General features: G+C 64.0%; 23 protein-coding genes. 15 read left to right on the top strand and 8 right to left on the bottom strand.

Annotated elements, in window-relative coordinates; translation table 11 throughout:
- Positions 1-186 precede the first annotated feature (186 nt).
- Positions 187-1,056, top strand: a complete 870-nt coding sequence (locus SO156_RS02275) for an AraC family transcriptional regulator (RefSeq protein ID WP_498533835.1) — start codon at positions 187-189, stop codon at positions 1,054-1,056.
- Between the two features lie 61 nt (positions 1,057-1,117).
- Positions 1,118-1,708: an NADPH-dependent FMN reductase gene (locus SO156_RS02270; RefSeq protein WP_458144711.1), complete on the top strand. Its 591-nt coding sequence runs from the start codon at positions 1,118-1,120 to the stop codon at positions 1,706-1,708.
- 7 nt (positions 1,709-1,715) lie between these two features.
- On the opposite strand, the gene SO156_RS02265 is transcribed toward SO156_RS02270, so the two are convergent.
- The gene (locus SO156_RS02265) at positions 1,716-3,800 is read right to left on the bottom strand and encodes a methyl-accepting chemotaxis protein (protein ID WP_498533678.1); all 2,085 of its coding nucleotides are present in this window, start codon (positions 3,798-3,800) and stop codon (positions 1,716-1,718) included.
- A 93-nt stretch (positions 3,801-3,893) separates the two neighbouring features.
- Positions 3,894-4,334, bottom strand: coding sequence for a DUF1810 domain-containing protein (locus SO156_RS02260; RefSeq protein WP_498533677.1), 441 nt, complete (start codon positions 4,332-4,334; stop codon positions 3,894-3,896).
- A 139-nt stretch (positions 4,335-4,473) separates the two neighbouring features.
- Here SO156_RS02260 and SO156_RS02255 point away from each other — a divergent pair, with 139 nt between their 5' ends.
- The 7 genes from SO156_RS02255 to SO156_RS02225 all read left to right on the top strand — a co-directional run bounded on the left by SO156_RS02255 (position 4,474) and on the right by SO156_RS02225 (position 8,805).
- Entirely contained in the window at positions 4,474-5,505 is a 1,032-nt protein-coding gene (locus tag SO156_RS02255) for a DUF2778 domain-containing protein (RefSeq protein ID WP_498533676.1), read from the top strand.
- A 67-nt stretch (positions 5,506-5,572) separates the two neighbouring features.
- Positions 5,573-5,830 carry a hypothetical protein gene (locus SO156_RS02250; protein ID WP_458144715.1) on the top strand — a complete coding sequence of 86 codons (258 nt, stop codon included), beginning with the start codon at positions 5,573-5,575 and terminating at the stop codon, positions 5,828-5,830.
- 156 nt (positions 5,831-5,986) lie between these two features.
- A complete protein-coding gene (locus SO156_RS02245) occupies positions 5,987-6,175 on the top strand; it encodes a hypothetical protein (protein ID WP_498533675.1) in 189 nt (62 codons plus the stop codon).
- A 317-nt stretch (positions 6,176-6,492) separates the two neighbouring features.
- Positions 6,493-7,185 (top strand): septum site-determining protein MinC, encoded by a 693-nt coding sequence (minC, locus tag SO156_RS02240; RefSeq protein ID WP_458144717.1) that lies wholly within the window; start codon positions 6,493-6,495, stop codon positions 7,183-7,185.
- Positions 7,186-7,206: 21 nt separating this feature from the next.
- Complete coding sequence (minD, locus tag SO156_RS02235; RefSeq protein ID WP_458144718.1) at positions 7,207-8,022, top strand: septum site-determining protein MinD; 816 nt, start codon at positions 7,207-7,209, stop codon at positions 8,020-8,022.
- Positions 8,019-8,303 (top strand): cell division topological specificity factor MinE, encoded by a 285-nt coding sequence (minE, locus tag SO156_RS02230; RefSeq protein ID WP_458144719.1) that lies wholly within the window; start codon positions 8,019-8,021, stop codon positions 8,301-8,303. Before minD ends, minE begins: the two co-directional genes overlap by 4 nt.
- Before the next feature lie 316 nt (positions 8,304-8,619).
- A complete protein-coding gene (locus SO156_RS02225) occupies positions 8,620-8,805 on the top strand; it encodes a hypothetical protein (RefSeq protein ID WP_458144720.1) in 186 nt (61 codons plus the stop codon).
- 11 nt (positions 8,806-8,816) lie between these two features.
- Here the strand turns inward: SO156_RS02225 and SO156_RS02220 are convergent, their stop codons facing one another.
- From SO156_RS02220 to SO156_RS02205, 4 genes are all read right to left on the bottom strand, one after another.
- Positions 8,817-9,062: a hypothetical protein gene (locus SO156_RS02220; RefSeq protein ID WP_458144721.1), complete on the bottom strand. Its 246-nt coding sequence runs from the start codon at positions 9,060-9,062 to the stop codon at positions 8,817-8,819.
- Positions 9,063-9,204: 142 nt separating this feature from the next.
- Positions 9,205-9,585, bottom strand: coding sequence for a hypothetical protein (locus SO156_RS02215; RefSeq protein WP_498533674.1), 381 nt, complete (start codon positions 9,583-9,585; stop codon positions 9,205-9,207).
- A 163-nt stretch (positions 9,586-9,748) separates the two neighbouring features.
- Positions 9,749-9,985, bottom strand: a complete 237-nt coding sequence (locus SO156_RS02210) for a DUF6894 family protein (protein ID WP_458196106.1) — start codon at positions 9,983-9,985, stop codon at positions 9,749-9,751.
- Positions 9,986-10,715: 730 nt separating this feature from the next.
- The gene (locus SO156_RS02205) at positions 10,716-11,684 is read right to left on the bottom strand and encodes a hypothetical protein (protein ID WP_498533673.1); all 969 of its coding nucleotides are present in this window, start codon (positions 11,682-11,684) and stop codon (positions 10,716-10,718) included.
- 325 nt (positions 11,685-12,009) lie between these two features.
- Between SO156_RS02205 and SO156_RS02200 the strand changes: the two genes are divergently transcribed.
- Entirely contained in the window at positions 12,010-12,606 is a 597-nt protein-coding gene (locus tag SO156_RS02200; protein ID WP_458144724.1) for a L,D-transpeptidase, read from the top strand.
- Positions 12,607-12,757: 151 nt separating this feature from the next.
- The gene (locus SO156_RS02195) at positions 12,758-12,955 is read left to right on the top strand and encodes a hypothetical protein (RefSeq protein ID WP_458144725.1); all 198 of its coding nucleotides are present in this window, start codon (positions 12,758-12,760) and stop codon (positions 12,953-12,955) included.
- Positions 12,956-12,971: 16 nt separating this feature from the next.
- On the opposite strand, the gene SO156_RS02190 is transcribed toward SO156_RS02195, so the two are convergent.
- Positions 12,972-13,403, bottom strand: coding sequence for a COG4315 family predicted lipoprotein (locus SO156_RS02190; RefSeq protein ID WP_458144726.1), 432 nt, complete (start codon positions 13,401-13,403; stop codon positions 12,972-12,974).
- Positions 13,404-13,576: 173 nt separating this feature from the next.
- Between SO156_RS02190 and SO156_RS02185 the strand changes: the two genes are divergently transcribed.
- Positions 13,577-14,098 (top strand): DUF1993 domain-containing protein, encoded by a 522-nt coding sequence (locus SO156_RS02185; protein ID WP_458144727.1) that lies wholly within the window; start codon positions 13,577-13,579, stop codon positions 14,096-14,098.
- A gap of 6 nt (positions 14,099-14,104) precedes the next feature.
- Here the strand turns inward: SO156_RS02185 and SO156_RS02180 are convergent, their stop codons facing one another.
- On the bottom strand, positions 14,105-14,569 hold the full coding sequence (locus SO156_RS02180; protein ID WP_498533672.1) for a MarR family winged helix-turn-helix transcriptional regulator: 465 nt from the start codon (positions 14,567-14,569) through the stop codon (positions 14,105-14,107).
- A 116-nt stretch (positions 14,570-14,685) separates the two neighbouring features.
- On the opposite strand from SO156_RS02180, the gene SO156_RS02175 reads away from it, so the two are divergent.
- The 3 genes from SO156_RS02175 (at position 14,686) to SO156_RS02165 (ending at position 18,143) form a co-directional block, all read left to right on the top strand.
- Positions 14,686-16,611 carry an FAD-binding monooxygenase gene (locus SO156_RS02175; protein ID WP_498533671.1) on the top strand — a complete coding sequence of 642 codons (1,926 nt, stop codon included), beginning with the start codon at positions 14,686-14,688 and terminating at the stop codon, positions 16,609-16,611.
- Between the two features lie 157 nt (positions 16,612-16,768).
- A complete protein-coding gene (locus SO156_RS02170; protein ID WP_498533670.1) occupies positions 16,769-17,710 on the top strand; it encodes an SH3 domain-containing protein in 942 nt (313 codons plus the stop codon).
- A gap of 151 nt (positions 17,711-17,861) precedes the next feature.
- Complete coding sequence (locus SO156_RS02165; RefSeq protein ID WP_498533669.1) at positions 17,862-18,143, top strand: hypothetical protein; 282 nt, start codon at positions 17,862-17,864, stop codon at positions 18,141-18,143.
- The last annotated feature ends 106 nt before the right edge of the window (positions 18,144-18,249 follow it).

Genomic DNA, 18,249 nt, shown 5'->3' with positions numbered 1-18,249 from the left:
CCCAAACGACCGTTGCGTGGTCAGGCCAGCGCCGGACTGGACCGAAGATACAATTGAGTGGGTGACCAAATCGGGTCACCGTTACTGACAGTTTTTTTGATTCGCTATGAATGACCATTCGTGGGGGCGCCAACGTTGGGGCCAAAGATATTTCGATTTGACGATGTCGATGAATTCCGCAGTTCGATAAGAACCTTGGACGTGGAGTTCACGCCGCTCGTGCGGAGGATCGCGGCCGTGCAGACCATCCTGAATCTGCCGGGTTGCGACGTCAACTTCACGAAATCCTTTCCACGTATCGTGGATGCGCAGCTCGTGAAGAACTGCACCGCGGTTGGCTTCACGATGGACGACCACGAGGTTCCCATCCGTTTCAACGGAGCGCAGCGGGATCGCGCGGCCATCGTCATCGGCGGTGGTGGCGCCGTCTTCAACGCGGTCGAGGAAGTCGAGCGGCAATACGCCTCGGTGATGTTTACGCCGGAGGTGAGCGGGCGCGGTTGGCCGGAGACGAGGGCAAACTTCCACATCTATGAAACGAGCGCGCTGGCGCTGAGCTGGCTGCGCAGGCTGATCCGGGAGGTGATCACTGCTGCATCGGAACCGGTCGATGCCGTCGAATGGCCGATGAAGGCATCCGCGATGAGGGAATCCCTGCTCGCCGCGATCGATGCGGCGTTCGCTGGCGTCGTTCCGGTGCGCTGGACCGCGCGGGCCAATGACGAGCGGCATTTCAGGACATTCCAGGACATCCGCGCGCTCCTGCTGGATGATCTCGCTCAGCCCATCTACAGCGAGGAGTTGGCCAGCAAGCTCGGCCTGTCCGTGCGCAGCATGCATGATGCGGTCCAGCGCTATCGGGGCATGAGTCTGCACCGCTATCTACGACTCTGGCGGCTGTGGCTCGTGCGCAAACGACTGCTGACGGGGCCCGAGAGTGTGAAGGCCGCCGCGCTTGCCTTCGGCTTCTGGCACCTCAGCGACTTCTCGAGAACTTATCGGCACCAGTTCGGCGAGACGCCATCGCAGACGCTGGAGCGCGCCCGAAAGAGCTGACCTTTCATCGCGGCTTTCGTGAATAGGTCGGCATAACGCTTCGTGCTAGGATGCGCCCATCATGGGCAATCGCATCCTCGTCTTCTACGGCTCCTACCGCTCCGACCGCATGGGCATTCGCCTGGCGCATTTCGTCGTCAACGGCTTGCGGAGCCGCGGCGACGAGGTCACCTTCATCGACGCCAAGGCGGTCGGCCTTCCCATGCTCGACCGCATGTACAAGGAGCATCCCAAAGGGCAGGCGCCGGAGGCACTTGAGAGGCTGGCGACTCAGATCCGCGATGCCGACGGTTTCGTGTTCGTCACCGGCGAATACAATTGGGGTGTTCAGCCGGGGTTGAAGAACCTCACCGATCATTTTCTCGAGGAATGGTTCTGGCGCCCGGCCGCAATCGTCAGCTATTCCGCCGGTCGCTTCTCCGGCGCCCGGGCCGCAACCGCCTGGCACGGCACGCTGTCGGAAATGGGCATGGTGGTGATCTCGAGCACCATCTCGGCCGGTCCGATCGCGCAGACGCTGTCGGCCGAGGGCGAGCCGACGGGCGAGGGCGGCAAGGCACTGGAACGCTCGTTCCCGCGGTTTGCCGACGATCTCACCTGGTGGGTCGAAGCTGCGAAAGCGCAGCGAGCCCGCAAGCCGCCGCCTTATTGACGATGCGCTAGGCGGCCCTGACCTCGCTGAGGAAACGGTTGACCTGGCCGGCAAGATCGCGTGACTGCGAGGAGAGCTGCTCGGCTGCGCCCAGCACCTGGTTGGCGGCAACTCCCGTATCGTCGGCTGCGCGCTGCACGCCGGTGATGTTGGAATTGACCTCCTGGGTGCCGCGCGCGGCCTCCTGGACGCTGCGCGAAATCTCCTTGGTCGCCGATCCCTGCTCCTCGATCGCCGCCGCGATCGCGGTGCCGATATGATCGATCTCGGCAATCACGTCGGCGACGTTGCGGATCGCAGCGACCGTCTCGTCGCTCGCGGACTGTATCGCGGAAATCTGCTCGGAGATCTCGGTCGTCGCCTTCGCGGTCTGTCCCGCCAGCGATTTGACCTCGGAGGCGACCACGGCAAAGCCGCGGCCGGCGTCACCGGCGCGCGCCGCCTCGATGGTCGCGTTCAGTGCCAACAGGTTGGTCTGTTCGGCGATGCTCTGGATCAGCGTGACGACGTCGCCGATCTTCTGGGCGCCCTCGGCAAGGGTGCGGGCGGTATCACCGGTGCGGCGGGCATTGTCCACGGCGCGTGCCGCGATCTCGGTGGACTGGGCGACCTGGCGGCCGATCTCGGCGATCGAGGAGGTGAGCTCCTCGGTCGCGCTCGCGACCGTCTGCACGTTGGTCGAGGTCTGCTCGGAGGCGGCCGCGACGACCGCGGCCTGGCTGTTGGTCGCGGACGCCGTCGCGGTCATCGACTGCGCCGTGCTTTCCATTGTGGCCGACGCCGAGGACAGGCCGCCGACGAGCTCGGAGACCTTGGCCTCGAAAGCGCGGGTGAGCTCGTCGAGGATCTGCGCGCGCCGCATCTTGCCGTCGTTCTCGGCCTGCTTCTCGGCAGCGAGCTGCTCGGCCTTGATCATGTTGTCCTTGAAGACCCGAACGGCAGCGGCCATCGCGCCGATCTCGTCGGAGCGCGCGGCGCCCGGAATCTCGTCCGCCATCTCGCCGGCGGCGAGGCGCGACATCCGCGTCGTCAGGCTGACGATCGGCGCACAGACGCGGCGGCGGACCATGATGATCATCCCGACGCTCGCGACGAGCACGGCCGCGAGGCCGGCCAGCGCGATCGCGAAGCTCAGCCGCGCGGCGGCCGAGGCAGTGCCGAGGATCTGCTCGGCGTTGTCGTAAAATGCCTCGCGCACGCCGATCACGGCGCCCAGCCCGCGCTGCGAGTCCGCATAGAAAGTATCGACGTCAATGTCGTACTTGCCGCTCGCAGCGCCGTCCTTGACGAGCTTGAGGTCGCGGCCAAAGCCCTCGACATAGTCGGAGTTCATTGTCTCGAGCGCGGCGGCGACGTTCGCCGGCGTCGTCGGATTGCCGCGCAATTCCTGCAGCGACATCAGGATCTGGTCGTGGCGCCCTTGCGTGCGGGTGACGTCGATCTTTTCGGCCTCCGTTGCGGCCCTTTTGGAGCCGACGAGGTTCTTGTGCAGGCTAGCGTTCAATCCGCCGACGTCGCGCAGCGCCCAGGCGATGTTGGCGTAGCTCGCCTGGCGATAGGCATCGCCGTTGAGGATCGCCATGCGGCGGACCTGCTCATTCAAGAGCGCGGTGACGCCGTTGTTGAATACGGCATTGTCGGCGACGATCTTGCGCGCAGCGTCCTTGCGGGCGTCGGCAGGGCCGTCGATCGCCTTGTCGATGGCCCCGCGAAGGGCGGAAAATTTCGCATTCAAGGCGTCGATGCTGCTGGCAATGGTGTTGCCGTCGTCGAGGCTGCCTGGAAGTTGCTCCTTGCGCAGCGCGTTCATCTTGTCGCGGGCGCCATCCGTCAGCCTGCGCAGCTTCTCGTGCTCGGCGCGCATGCCGGGATCGACCGTCGCCGGGCCGTAGAGAATGTTGGTGGCGTAGCCGCGCTCGGGATTGAGATAGCGCGGGATGTCGCCGACCGCGCGCACGATCTGGAGCCTGTCTTGCGCCTCCGCGATCCGGTCCATGGTCTGATATTTGGTCACCGCGACATAGACGGCGAGACCGCCGCCAACCGTCGACAGCGAAACGATGGCGGCAGTCAGAAGCGTACCAATTTTCACGAGCTATCCGGCAATGACGCGTAAAATCGCTCCAAAGGTACGTGGGTCCGCTTAATCCGGGGTTTACGATGGCGGGAGCATTGCCTCAGCCGGTCAGCCCGCGCTGCGGTCCATTGCCGCGAGGATCTCGAGCGTCGCGCCATCGCGCGCGCCGGCAAAGTAGCGGGCAAGCGCCTGGCCGAAGATCGTCTCACCCGAGGTGGCTTCGAACAGCGTCATCGACGAGCGGAACTTGGCGTCGTCGGGCGCGCCGAGGATCGCGTTGATGTTGCGATCATTCACCGCGAGCACGAGGCCGGTGCATTCGAGAAGGCGCGGTCCGAGCACGGGGTGGGCGAGGTAGGCCTCGGCCTCTGCCCGGGAGGCGATGGCATAGCGCTGCGACATGGCGCTGAAGCCGAGCCCGGCCAGTTGCGGGAAGATGAACCACATCCAGTGGCTGCGCTTCCGCCCCGCTGAAAGCTCCCCGACGACCCCCGGATAGATGTCGTTTTGGGCCTGGACGAAGCGCCCAAGGTCAAAAGGATCGCTCATTAACCGCCTCCGGCGACCGCCCCGGCCGCGATTATGCCTAACTTTTGGCTCCTGATGTGGTAGCTGGTATAGAATCTCGACGGGGTTGGGTACCCCAAGGGGTTCGAGACGGGGTTAAGCGGGTCGATTTGGGGATCTGATGGTTTCCGACGCAGCACGGGCCGAGAAGCTCTTGTCGCGCCGCCGGATCGGGCGGTCGGAAGCGCTTTTGCTGTCTGTGGCCGCCCTGGCGCTGTCGGTCGGCGCGGCCGCCTGGATGGCCTACGGCAACGACACCGCCTCTCTCGCCTCGGCTGCATTGCCGCCCAGCGGCCCAACGACGTCATTTGAGGACCGATTCCAGCCCACCTCGCTAGAGCGCGACACCGGCTTGCGCTCCGTCGAACAACGCTCGGCGGTCAGCATGCTCCAGCTCAAGCTCCGCGACGCCAAGGCGCTGCTCGCCCAGCAGCTTGTCCGTGACGACTGGCGCTCGACCCTGACCGAGGACGACAAGCAGGTGGCCGAGCCGGCGGCGCCGCCATCGCAGAAGCCCGACGTCCCGATGCCCCGGTCGCGCCCGGTCCAGGCCGATCTCGCCTCCCAGGTCGCTTCCAGCCAGGCCTTCGCCGATTCCCTGCCGAAGGGCGACAACCGCAGCCTGCTGCAAAAATTCTCCGACATGTTCCCGGGCAAGGTCAGGCTAGCCTCGCTGACGCCCGACAGCGGCCTGTTCCGCCAGGGGCCTGACCTCGCTGCGCTCGGCTACGATCCGAAGACCGCGATCTACGACCTCTCGGCGAAGGCGGTATACCTGCCGAGCGGCGTGGCGCTCGAAGCGCATTCCGGCATGGGCGCCATGATGGACGACCCCGACCATGTCGACCAGCGCATGGTCGGCGCGACCCCGCCGGCGACCTACGAGCTGAAGCCGCGCGAGAAGCTGTTCCATGGCGTGCGCGCGCTGCGCATGACGCCGGTCGACGGGACCAGTGCCCTTGGCCGCGTCGGGCTGCTCACGCATCCCTACATGCTCGGACCGCGCGGCGACTCCAACGGCTGCGTTTCGATCAAGTTCTACGATCGTTTCCTGAAAGCCTATGACGACGGCGAGGTCAACCGTCTGATCGTGGTGCCGAACCTGAAGGGCGCCACGTCGGTGTCGCAGCGCGCATCGGCCTCGGACTCCTAAAAGTCTGAACAAACGGCAGGGGCTGGCGTTTTCGCTTCGTTAAGCCGTCCTCGTGCAGAAGCAGCCCATGAGCGATCCAACCAGTTCCGACACCCCGCTGCGCACGACGTTCAAGATTCGCCTGAACGGCAACACGCTGGCGATCGCGACCGTCGGCCAGGCCTATCAATTCCTCACCAACTACAATTCGATGGAGTGGATGGAATTCCGTTCGCTGCATGAGGAGGCCGTTGCAGCACTCGAAGGCGCCGCTGAGAACGCGATGCTTGCCGTGCAGGCGACGAACGCCGTGCGCGCGCTGTTCGTGAGCGCGAAGCTGCTCTGAACGGGTGTCCGCGCATGAAGATGCGGATGAAGCAGCAAGCCGTCTCCCATACTCCGTCATTGCGAGGCTAGGGCACCACACCCTCGCGCATGCTGCGTGCGAGAGCCCGGCGCGCAGCATCCTGTTAGGAGCTTTTGCGATGGCCTTGGACGATCAGTGCCTGTCGTCTCCGTGGTCATTGTCGTCGTCATTGAAGTCGTGGTCACCACCCGGCTTGAACTGCGGACGATGGAGGCAACGTTCGCCGCGTTGTTGATCATGCCGCTCGCCGAGAAGACCGGACCGCGCACGTTCGGCAAATTGCAGCGGGCGCTGTCGTCTTTGTCGATGGGCCCTGGGCACTGAAGCTGTAGCCCAGGCAGCGCGAGCTGAGGAGCGAGTCGAAAGAGATTCCTCGTTGCCCACACTCCGTCATTGCGAGCGCAGCGAAGCAATCCAGACTGTCATCGCGGCGGGATTCTGGATTGCTTCGCTGCGCTCGCAATAACGAGATTGGGCCATGTACCCGCCACACAGTTGCTGCCGTCGCTCGGCTTGATCAAGCGGGGCGAGCACATCCTACGCCTCAGCATCACCCACTTGAGATCGCGGGGAAATTAACCGGCCGTTAACCATCTCGGACGCATCGTTAACCATTCAATAACAAGGACGAGTCGGCAGCCATGGAGGCAGCAGCAAGACCTCAACGCCAATTGGTGCGCCTGCGCGGCCGATCTTACGTCGCCTTCGTCTTCGTGCCGACGGTTCCGATCGTCGACTGGCTCCAGGAGATCGACGCCACGATCGCGCGCTCGCCGGGATTCTTTGCCGGTCGCCCCGTGGTGGTCGACCTGTCTTCGGTCGATCTCAGCCAGTCCGGCATCACGCATCTGCTCGGAAGCCTGCAGGAGCGCAACATCCGCGTACTCGGCCTCGAGGGGGTTGAGGAGGCGCGGTTGACGCCGAACATGCCCCCGCTGCTCTCGGGTGGACGTTCCTGTGGGCTCGAGCCGAGCGCGCCGAAGAAGGTCGAGGTCACGAAGCAGCCGAGCTCGCTGCTGCTCGAAAGCCCCGTGCGATCGGGCCAGACCGTGATCTTCCCTGAGGGTGACGTGACGATTCTCGGCTCGGTCGGTTCCGGTGCCGAGGTCGTCGCGGGAGGTTCAATCCACGTCTACGGCGCGCTGCGCGGGCGCGCCATGGCCGGCGTCAACGGCCACTCCTCCGCGCGTATCTATTGTCAAAAGATCGAGGCTGAACTGCTTGCAATTGATGGATTTTACCAGACCGCGGACGACATCGACGCTGCCTTGCGCGGCAAGCCGGCGCAGGCCTGGCTGCAGGGGAACACCATGCGAATTACAGCACTGAACTGACCAGCAAAGGAGATATTTGAGATGAGTAAGGTACTGGTCGTGACATCAGGCAAGGGCGGGGTCGGCAAGACCACGACGACCGCAGCCTTGGGGGCGGCGCTGGCGCAGCGCGGCGACAAGGTCGTGGTCGTCGATTTCGACGTCGGCTTGCGCAACCTTGACCTCGTGATGGGTGCCGAGCGGCGCGTCGTGTTCGACCTCATCAACGTGGTGCAGGGGGTTGCAAAGCTGCCGCAGGCCCTGATCCGCGACAAGCGGCTGGAGAACCTCTGGCTGCTGCCGGCCTCCCAAACCCGCGACAAGGACGCGCTGACGGAGGAGGGCGTGCGCAACGTGATCGCCGATCTGCGCAGTCGCTTCGACTGGGTGATCTGCGACAGCCCTGCCGGCATCGAGCGCGGCGCCTCCATGGCGATGCGCTTCGCCGACGAGGCCGTGATCGTCACCAATCCCGAGGTCTCCTCGGTGCGCGACTCCGACCGGATCATCGGCATGCTCGACTCCAAGACGGTGCGGGCCGAGAAGGGCGAGCGCGTCGAAAAGCACGTCCTGATCACGCGCTACGATCCCTCGCGTGCGTTGCGCGGCGAGATGCTCAACATCGACGACATCCTCGAGATACTCGCGACGCCGCTGCTCGGCATCATCCCGGAAAGCCAGGACGTGCTGAAGGCCTCCAATGTCGGTACGCCCGTGACGCTGTCCAATGCAGACGGCGCTCCGGCGCGGGCCTACATGGATGCGGCGAAGCGGTTGTGCGGCGAAACCATCCGCATGACCGTACCTTCCGAGAAAAAGGGCTTCATGGATCGCCTCTTGCGACGGAGGGCGGCATGAGCATGGGGCTGCTCCGGCTTCTTCGCGGCAACAAGGCCGCCACTGCGCCGGTCGCGCGCGAGCGGTTGCAGATACTGCTCGCCCATGAACGTGGACAGCGCGGTCAGCCTGATCTGCTCGGCGTGCTGCGCGAGGAAATCCTCGCCGTCGTCTCGAAACACGTCACGCTCGATCCGACCAAGGTGGTCGTGCGGCTGGAACGCGGCGACGAAGTCTCGACGCTCGAGGTCGACATCGAGGTGCCCAACGACATCGAGCGTAAGCGGGTGGCGGTCGGGTAGGGCATGATTCGGAAAAGTGTGGAGCGGTTTTCCGAAAAAATCATGCTCAAACAACCACCTAAAGCGCTATGACGATTCCTCCTAATCTCATCGCGATTTAGGCCCGGCAGGATCGTCTTACTTGGGGTGGATGAGAAGGCAGCAGTCCGCTGGCGACAGCGGGCTGCCTTTGTTGCGTCTACGAGACCCGGCCGTTCAAATTTCTGGGCCAGCCGATGTGATGTGACGCGCGGGAACCCGGCTTGCGCTCGACCGTTTGAGACAGGCCGCGGGACGTCAACGCCGCGGCTGCGACGCGTCAATCGGGAGAGCGCCCATGATGTCCGAGGTCCAGGTTCACACCATCGCGCGTCAGATGCTCGAGAAGCATGGCTTTGCTGCGATTGCTCAGGCCGCCCAGCAGGCGCAGGCCTGCGAGAGCCGCGGCGAGGCCGAGGAGGCGAAGGAGTGGCGTCACATCGAGGACGCCATGAAGATCATGAAGGGTCCACACCAGAGCTGAGTTGGCGCGATTTAGTGCGCGTCCGGTTCAGTGCCCGGCGCCGGCGGCTTGTGCTGGGTCTGCGCCTGGCTGCTGCGTTCGCCGGTCTCCTTGCAGGGAAGCTGGGTCCATGAACCGTCGGGCGCCTGCTGATAGGCGCTGCATGTCGACGCAGCCGATTTTTCTTCGGCCTGCTGGCTGTTCGAATTCCTGGCGAGCACGGGCGGCGTCAACGCGCCTGCGAGCACACTTGCAAGCAGGATGTGGGTTATCCGCATCTGGGGTCTCCTTGACGAAGCCGCCTGCATGCTTGCGAGGATTGTGACGATTGTTGGCCAATGCCACCGGTTCCATGGCGGCATGGCTAACGTTTGCTCCATATGCCTTGCCGAAAGCGGCGCGGGCCGCGCTGCGGGACCGCTATTTGGTGTGAATGAGCCCCGCGAGATTGGTCTTCTGGGCTTCGCACCAGCTGCTCATTCCGAGCCGGCGCTGGTCGAGATCGGTCGATTGGGTTGCGACCGCGACCTCGGCCATGAGGTCGTCGTCCTGCTTCTCGCCCATCTTGCCGCCAGTGTGCATGAAGGCGATGGCCTTGCGCACTTTTTCGGTCGTGCCGTCGGGCAGCTGCATGTCCTGCGCTCGCTTCACCAGGTCCTGGTAGACGAGATCGGTGCCCGGGCATTCGACCTTGGCGGCGAAGGCCTGCAGGACCATCGTCACATAGACCGACCGCGGCGGCGCAGCCTGGGCGGGTGCAGCAATCAGCATCAAGCCCGCGATCAACCAACCATAGCGCATTCCAATGTCCTCCCGTTTTTTGGGGAGGCTAGCGTCCGGCGCCCCGCTGCGCAATGGGGTGGAAGATCGCGCGCGTTCGCGCGGGCCGTGAGGTCAGAACGCCTCACGCGTGGAATGCCGCCCCGTCATGCGATGGCGAATGCGAGATGGCGTGCGCGACGAGCTAACCGGACCGTTGCCAGCTCGGAACGGGATCGAGCGGCGTCCGATAGACCTCGTTGTGATCGCGATCGGTGACGCGCACGGCGCACCCCCGATGCTGAAGATCGGGATTCACCTGCGACAACTCGTTGGCCAGTTGTTCAGCGCGATCGGAGGCGACCTCGAGGTCTTCGAGGATAATACTGCCCTGGTTCTTGAACTCTTCACCAACCACGAGATCGAAGTAGTAGTAAGGCATCTGAGGTCCCCAAGTCTTGACTACAAAGTCTTCCGTACTCAAGTCCGACGACAAGTCTCACTCAGGTGATGGTACCACTGAGTCGATCTTTCCCGAACGAAGTGTCCGCGCAATCTCTGTGTGTATGGCGCAAAAATCATGTGCACGACGTGAGATCGTTAAGATTTTATTAAGTATGTGCGCGTCATGCTCGCAGCATGGAATTGCAACAGAACCGGGCTCCGGGAACCGGCAGTTGCAAGAGAAGGCCGGCGGCATAGATCCCGACGGCCTTTTCTCTTTGTTGCAGGCACAAAATCGCTGCACCGTAATCGTCCGGGCTCAACGTCTCACGACGACTCAGACAGCGTCACCTCTGCTTCGGACGCAAGCCAGCACACGCAACATGCCGAACAGCGTCACGACATTGGCGACGAAGCTGTCCAAGGCCTGCGGATCTGCGACCGTTGAAACGATCCAGCTTGCCAGTCCGATCAGCGAACAATCCGACGATCGCGAACAGAATGACCAGTGGCGTTGTTGCGAGCCGTGGCTTCGAGACGAAGCGTCTGATCGTGAGCCGCAAGGTTCGCGAGTCCGAGGCTAAAGCGCGATGAGATTTGGATGACGCGTCATCGCGCTTTGGGTTGTTGTTTGAGCGTGATCTCCGCGCAAACGCGTTTCGCGTTTGTCGCGAGGAAAACCGCTTCGCAATTTGCGCTAACGCGGCCCTTCGGGTCCGGATCCTGCGCTAGTGCACCGGCATCGGCGGGCGTACCACCGGACCGTCGTCATCGGCGAGCTGCGAGGCGGAAGCAGGCGGTGGCGGCGGTGGAACGGCGGCAGCTTGCGACGGAGGCGCGATCGGCACCGGCGCGTAAGTCGGTGCATAGGCTGGGGCGGTGGCCACGGGCCTGGGCTTGTGCACAGGCGCCGCCGGCCGCGGCGGCAGAGCCGAGAGCTTCGCGCGCGGATCGGCAATCCTGGCCTCAGCCGGCTTCGGCGGCGTGGCCTTCGCGATCTCGCGTGCCATCTGCTCCTGGCTCGCTTTCAGTTCGGCGATGTTGGCCTTGAGCTGCTCGATCTGCTGCGTCATGGCGGCGAGATCGCGCGTCATCGACTGGAGCGACTGTGCCGCGTCGGGCGCCGTCGTCGGCGGGCTCGTGCTGCCGTTGTCCTGCGCCTGAGCGGGAATTGCCGGTTGCACGGCGGGTTGATCGGCCGCCGCGGCTTGCTGCTCGGCTGGGGCCTGCTGCTCGGTCGAGGCAGCCTGCTCCGTCGCTGGTGGTGTCGCCTGCGACGGCGAAGCCACGAGGGCTGGTATCCATTCAGCGATCATCGCTTTCGCCATATCGCCATGTGTCTGCCAGGCGACCGTCGCGGCGGCACTGCCTCCGGCAAACAGCAGGGTGACGAATGCGCCGCTGAGCCATCTGCCGACCGACGAGCGCTTGCGCCTGACGTGGAGATCGCTGGCCGCTACGCGAACTGCGGTATCGACCGACGGCGCCGCCGCGGGAGCCTCCTTCACCAGATTGATCTTCGGCTCCGGACGCGTTGCGCTGTCAGGCACGAGCGTGGGCGCAGGTGCAGCCTTGTCCGGGCGCGAGGCCAGGACGATCTCGGGCGCGATATCGAGCGCGTCGTGCGGATCGTTATCCTTGACCGTGTCCTTGACGATTTCATCGACGATTTGCTTGCTGTTCAGCGTCGCGAGCATCGAAGCTCCTTACACCTTGGTCGTCCGCATTCGCGCGAGCCGATTGAAAGAGATCAGTCGGTCCTCCGCCCCCAGTGCGCACGAGTCCAGCCGGGTTTGACCAAAGCAAGGCGGCGGGAAGGAGAGTGTGGGGCCGCCCCCTTTGCCGGATGTCCGGGCGGAACTCTGGCTCCACGAAGACTTGTCGGTTTTCCCGTCACGCCGCCATTTTTTCAGCACGATTTGGGCAGCAGATGTACATGGTTGGGGGCGCAACCTGGGGCAGGCTGTGCAAAAATCCTCTATCGCAATACTGGTAGCCGCGTTGCTGCCGCTGGGCGGTTGCATGCAGGCGACACTGTCGCCATCCAATAGCGCGAGCATGACGCCACGCGACCGGCAATTGCTCGCGCATACGCCTTACGCGCAGGCGAACGTGCCCGAACAATATCTCCGCCATATCGTCGACTATTCGCGCAAGGAGCAGCCGGGCACGATCCTGGTAGATACCGATGCGCGCTATCTCTACTACGTCCTGCCCGAAGGCAAGGCGATCCGCTACGGTGTGGCCGTCGGCGAGGAGGCCATGGCGTTTTCCGGCGTGGCGCGGGTCGGGAAGATGGCCGCCTGGCCGGACTGGATCCCGACACCGGAGATCCAGGAGCGGCTCGGGCCTTATCCTTCGCGCGTTCCGGGCGGCGCGGCCAATCCGCTCGGCGCGCGGGCGCTTTACCTCTACGCCGGAAACAAGGACACGCTCTATCGCATCCACGGCACCAACCAGCCGGAATATATCGGTCAGGCGATTTCGTCCGGCTGCATCCGGATGCGCAACGAGGATGTCATTGATCTCTACGACCGGGTGAAGATGGGGTCGACCGTGGTGGTGCTGCCACCGGGACGAACGGCGCAAACCGGCGCGGGAGATGGCTTCCGCGGGTAAGCGGGTAGCTGCGGAGTTCGTTGAGCTCGTTGGGCCCGGCGCGCGTTGACCGGGCCCTCCTACGTTCTGGAGCCGCAAAACGTGAACTGCCTCACAGCGGATTTGCCGCGCGTGCGCTATGCCTCAGGGGCTAGCTGCCATCGGAGGCACCATGCAAAAATTCTTTCATCAATTGAATGAGGGCGACCGCCGCATTGCGCGAAAATGGCGGTGGGCGAGCGTCGGCTTTTACGGCTCAATCCTCGCGGGATTGATCCTGTACGTGGCGGTGCACTGGAATCCGGAGGCGAACTACGCTTCCGTCGATTCCGTGCCTCATGCGAAGGTCGCGAGCAGTTCTAGTCACTGAGGTCCGGGCGGCCCTGCTACTCGTCAGGCCGGGCAATTCGCCATTGCAAGGTCGTGGCGTTGCCATTGGTGTCGCCGGGCTCCTTGTCGGCGGGAGACGTATAGAGCGGGCGATAGCGGTAGGCCCACATCTTGCTGCCGTCGTTGCGGGTGATCACGGTAAAGTCGCCGACCGCCTTGGCGTCGGTAGGCGCTGACAGCGGCGTCCAGCTCTGGGTACATTTGCCGTCGCAGTTCGACGTCTTGCCGCTGGTGTCACGCTCGTAGTAATACAGCGTCATACCCTTGAGATCGACGAGCTTTGGGCCTTGCTTGGTCAGGATCACGCGCGCCGGCGCGGTCGTGGCGTCGGGCTTTGGCGGCGGGGGAGCATCCGAGCCATGCCCGTTTGCGAGCGCCTGCCCGGAAAATAGCAGTGCGGCTGCGGCCACCATGACGAACCTGAACATCCAAGGCCCCCGATCGCAAAGTTAATCGCGCGTTAAGCGCAGAACGGAGCGACGGTAGCAGCCGAAAGTTAGTTCCAGGTTTCGCCGCGCTGCGACAAACTTGGGCAACGATTGCAATCGGTGAGGATTTGCGGGAACTCTATCCCGGCGAGATCCAACTGGGGAGTTACGCCATGGCCTTTTCGCTCTACGACGCAACGGTTGCCAATTATCTCCAGATCCTCGGAGCGGTTGGCGGCTTCCTTGACAAGAGCCTTGTCCATTTCAAGGAGAAGGGCATCGATCCGGCCGAGGTTGTGGAGACCCGCCTTGCGCCGGACATGTGGCCGCTGCGCGCCCAGGTCGCCTCGGTCGCGCATCATTCGCGCGGCGCGCTCGCGGCGGCGAGGGACGGGGTGTTCGTCCCACCGAGCATCAACCCCGATCACGACTACGCCGCGCTTCAGGCGCTGGTGACCGAGGCCCGCAACGAGATCTCTGCTCTGACACCCGAGGCTGTCGATGCTCTGATCGGCCGCGATGTCACCTTCAAGGTTGGTGACCGCACTGTGCCCTTCACCGCGGAGGGGTTTCTGATGTCGTTCTCGCTGCCGAACTTCTTTTTCCATGCGACCACGACCTACGCCATCCTCCGCCACAAGGGCGCGCCGCTGGGAAAACGCGATTTCATGGGCCGGCTGAGGCTGAAGACCTGAGCGGGCTCACGTCGGCGCTTCGCGCAGCGGTGCACGGCTGAGCTCGTTGCCCGCGGCGATCGCCTTGCGCAAGAGCCGCATCAATTCGTTGGCTTCCCTGTCGGTCAGGCCGCGCAGCATGATCCGCTGCGCCGCTTCGACTGCCGGCGTGATCGCACGCAGCGCCTTGCGTCCCTCGTCGGTGATCTCGAGTTCGCGTGCGCGCCGGTCGCGGCTGCTGGCACGACGCTCGACGAGGCCCTTCTGCACGAGGCGATCGATCACGCCCGTGATGGTCGTGCGGTCGTAGGCGATCAGGCCCGCTAACGTCACCTGGTCGAGCCCGGGATTGGCCTTGATGGTCGCGAGCGCCGCATATTGCACGGGCGTGAGATCGAAGCCTGCGTCCTCCACCTCGGCGAGGAACACCGCGACTGCAATCTGCTGAAAGCGACGGGCGAGATGGCCGGGCATGTCGTTGTTGTCTTTCACCGGTTCCTCCTGAGTGGTGAATATTGACGAGTATACTGATAGTCAGTATACTGAGCAATATTGAAGAAGGGCCTAACACGGTCCGCTTAACGCGCAACACGGGAGGAGCAGGTCTCATGCAGTTCCATCTCAACGGATTTTTGCCGGGCGAGCCCGATATCGCCGACCCCGCAGAGCGCATTCAGGCCTCTGGCGCTACCGGCTCCGTTCCGGATGAGGTCGACGTTTTGATCGTCGGTTGCGGTCCAGCAGGACTCACACTCGCGGCGCAGCTCGCCGCATTTCCCGACGTCAAGACCTGCATCGTCGAGCAGAAGCCCGACCGGCTTCTCGTCGGCCAGGCCGACGGCGTCGCCTGCCGCACCATGGAAATGTTCCACGCTTACGGCTTTGCCGAGCGGGTGCTGAAGGAGGCCTATTGGGTCAACGAGACGACGTTCTGGAAAGCCGACGACAAGCACAGCGCAAACATCGTGCGCAGCGGCCGGGTGCAGGACGTCGAGGACGGGCTGTCCGAATTTCCGCATGTCATCCTGAACCAGGCGCGCGTGCATGACGGCTTTCTCGACGTCATGCGCAAGTCCCCAACCAAGCTCGAACCGCATTACGCGCGGCGTCTCGTCGATCTCCATGTCGATCCCGCGGTGCGCTTCGAGGATCATGCGGTTACGGTGAGGCTGGAGCGGGTCGATCCCGGTCACGAGGGAGAGATCGAAACCGTGAAGGCGCGCTATGTCGTCGGCTGCGATGGCGCGCGCTCCACCGTGCGCAAATTCATCGGCCGTGAGCTGCACGGCGATTCCGCCAACCACGCCTGGGGCGTGATGGACGTGCTCGCGGTGACCGACTTTCCCGACATCCGTTTCAAGGCGCTGATCCAGTCGGCCAATGACGGCAGCATCCTTGTTATCCCACGCGAGGGCGGCTACCTCGTGCGCCTCTATGTCGAGCTGACGACGCTCGATGTTGGCGAGCGTGTTGCGAATCGTAACATCACCTCCGACGATTTGATCGCGAAGGCTCGCCGCATTCTCAATCCCTACACGCTCGAGGTGAAGGAGATCGCCTGGTGGTCGGTCTACGAGATCGGCCAGCGCCTGACAGACAAGTTCGACGACGTACCTGAGGCGGAGACTGCGACACGGCTGCCGCGCATCTTCATCGCCGGCGATGCCTGCCACACCCACAGCCCGAAGGCGGGGCAGGGCATGAACGTCTCGATGCAGGACGCTTTCAATCTGGGCTGGAAGCTCGCCGCAGTGCTGCGCAGGCAGTGCGCGCCGCACCTTCTGCACAGCTATTCGGCCGAACGCCAGGCGGTGGCAAAAGAGCTGATCGAGTTCGATCGCGAATGGGCGACGATCCTTGCCTCGGTCAAGGGCGACGGCAAAGCCGCGGATGCGGCCAAGACCCAGGACTATTTTGTCCGCCACGGTCGCTACACCGCGGGGACGGCAACGCATTATCGGCCGGGTCTCCTCACCGGCAACACCACGCATCAGCATCTTGCCAGCGGTTTCGTGATCGGTAAGCGCTTTCATTCCGCGCCGGTCATCCGCCTTGCCGACGCAAAACGCGTTCACCTCGGCCACGTCGCCAGGGCCGACGGCCGCTGGCGCATCTTTGCCTTTGCGGGCGCAGGCAACCCCGCGGCGGGCGCCGGCGCAATTGCCGCGTTCTGCAATTTCCTGAGCCAGGGACGGGAGTCCCCGCTGCGACGCTATACGCCTGGGGATGCCGATATCGACTCCGTGATCGATGTGCGGGCGGTGTTCCAACAGGATCACCACGAGCTCACGATCGGCGCGATGCCGTCACTGCTTCTGCCAACCAAGGGACGGTACGGACTTCGCGATTACGAGAAGATGTTCTGCCCCGATCTCAAGGACGGTCACGACATCTTTGCGATGCGCGGGATCGATCGCAATGCGGGATGCATGATCGTGGTGCGGCCGGACCAATACGTCGCACATGTGCTGCCGCTCGATGCCTACGCGGAGCTGGCGGCGTTCTTCGACCGCTTCATGCTGCAGGTGAATTGAACGAGGAGCGGGCTACTCTTCAATGGGCGCGCGATGAATGGCGGATGAATATTGAACCCGTGCGCCTCGGCCTTTTCATCTTTCGGCTGGTTCGACGCGATGGCGCGGAACGCTCGTTGCGCTCGAACGTTCCTGCTCGCATGAGGAGGATCACGCCATGAAGCTTAGACTTGCTTTTGCTGCAGCCATGCTGCTCGCGCCGACCGCCGCGCTTGCGGCGCCCGGCATCGTCACCGCGTCCGTCGGATTGAGGGCAGGGCCGGGGCCCGGCTTTCCGATGGTCGATCGCATTCCCGGAGGCTCCCGCGTCAACGTTCACGGCTGCCTTGACGGCAAGGCCTGGTGCGACGTGAGCTGGTCGGATGATCGCGGTTGGGTGTCGTCGCAGTATCTCGAATATCTCTACCGGAACCACTACGTCTATCTGCCCGACTATGTCGACGAGGTCGATGTGCCTGTGGTGCCGTTCGTGCTGAGCTCGTACTGGTCGAACTACTATGCGGGCCGGCCCTGGTATCACCGCCGAGACTACTGGTCGAACTACTGGACATCGCGTGAGCGCAATGCAACGCGGATGACGCTCGATCCGCGGGCCGCGCGCATCGGCCGCGCCGCGACGCGCGAAGGTGCGATAGCAGTCGGAGGCGGGACCCGCGCCGGCGAAGCCGCGCGTGTGACGCGCGAGCAATCGCAGGCACGCGAGATCCGCGGCCGCCCGGCGGAGGCTCAGGCGCGGATGACGCATGAGAAGAACGCGGTGCGTGCAACGCATGAGAATGTGCGCGCCGCTGCCCACGAGAACGCTCGCGCCGCTGCCCGCGCGCAACCGATGGCACGCCCGCAGCCGCAGATCGCGCGCGGCCATCAGGCGCCGCGCGTCTCGGCCGCGCCCGCGGCACGTCCCGCGATGCCGCACGTCGCGCAGCCCAATATCAGCCACGGCCCGCCGATGAATGCGCATGCGCAGATGCCAGCTCCGCGCGCAGCAGCGCCTGCACCCCATGTCGGCGGTGGCGGCGGCGGTGCCCCGCATATCAACGCGGCGCCGCATGGCGGCGGCGCGCCGGCCGGTGGGCCTCCGGGCCGAGAGCGGCACTGATCACGGCGAAAGCCCGGCCAAGAGCCGGGCTTTTCCTTTGCGGCCTGCACAATTTGAGGCAATTACGCAGAGGTAGATTTCATCGAACGTAACAACTTTACCGGATGCTTTTTTCGTCCACTCGGGGCAAGGGGCTTACGGGAGGATGATGATGAGACAGCACGGCCATTCGGAGACGCGCCGGCAAAATGTCGCGATGAAGTCGATGTCGAAGGAGGCGAAGCAGCTCGCGCGTGTGATTGCAGGCTATCGCGGCTCGCTTCTTGATCTCGACCAGCAGCGGACGCGGACGAAATTGTCCGACGCCGAAAAAGGTATCTTGGACGAGCGGCGCAATAATTTGCTTGTGACGATTGCAGCATTGGAAGACCGCCTCTCGGCGGTGCAAGGATTGATCGACCTCGGCCGTCCACACGTCATTCGCGTGCATTGACCGCCGCCCAGCGCGTCCGACATCCATGAAGTGATGGTTTCGCGTGCCGCGGCGGCGGTCGCGAGGCTGCACGATGCTCTGGACGGCACCAAATTGCCATGCTCCC

The sequence above is a fragment of the Bradyrhizobium sp. UFLA05-125 genome (assembly GCF_059803515.1).
This window is presented reverse-complemented; position numbering and strand designations above follow the sequence as displayed.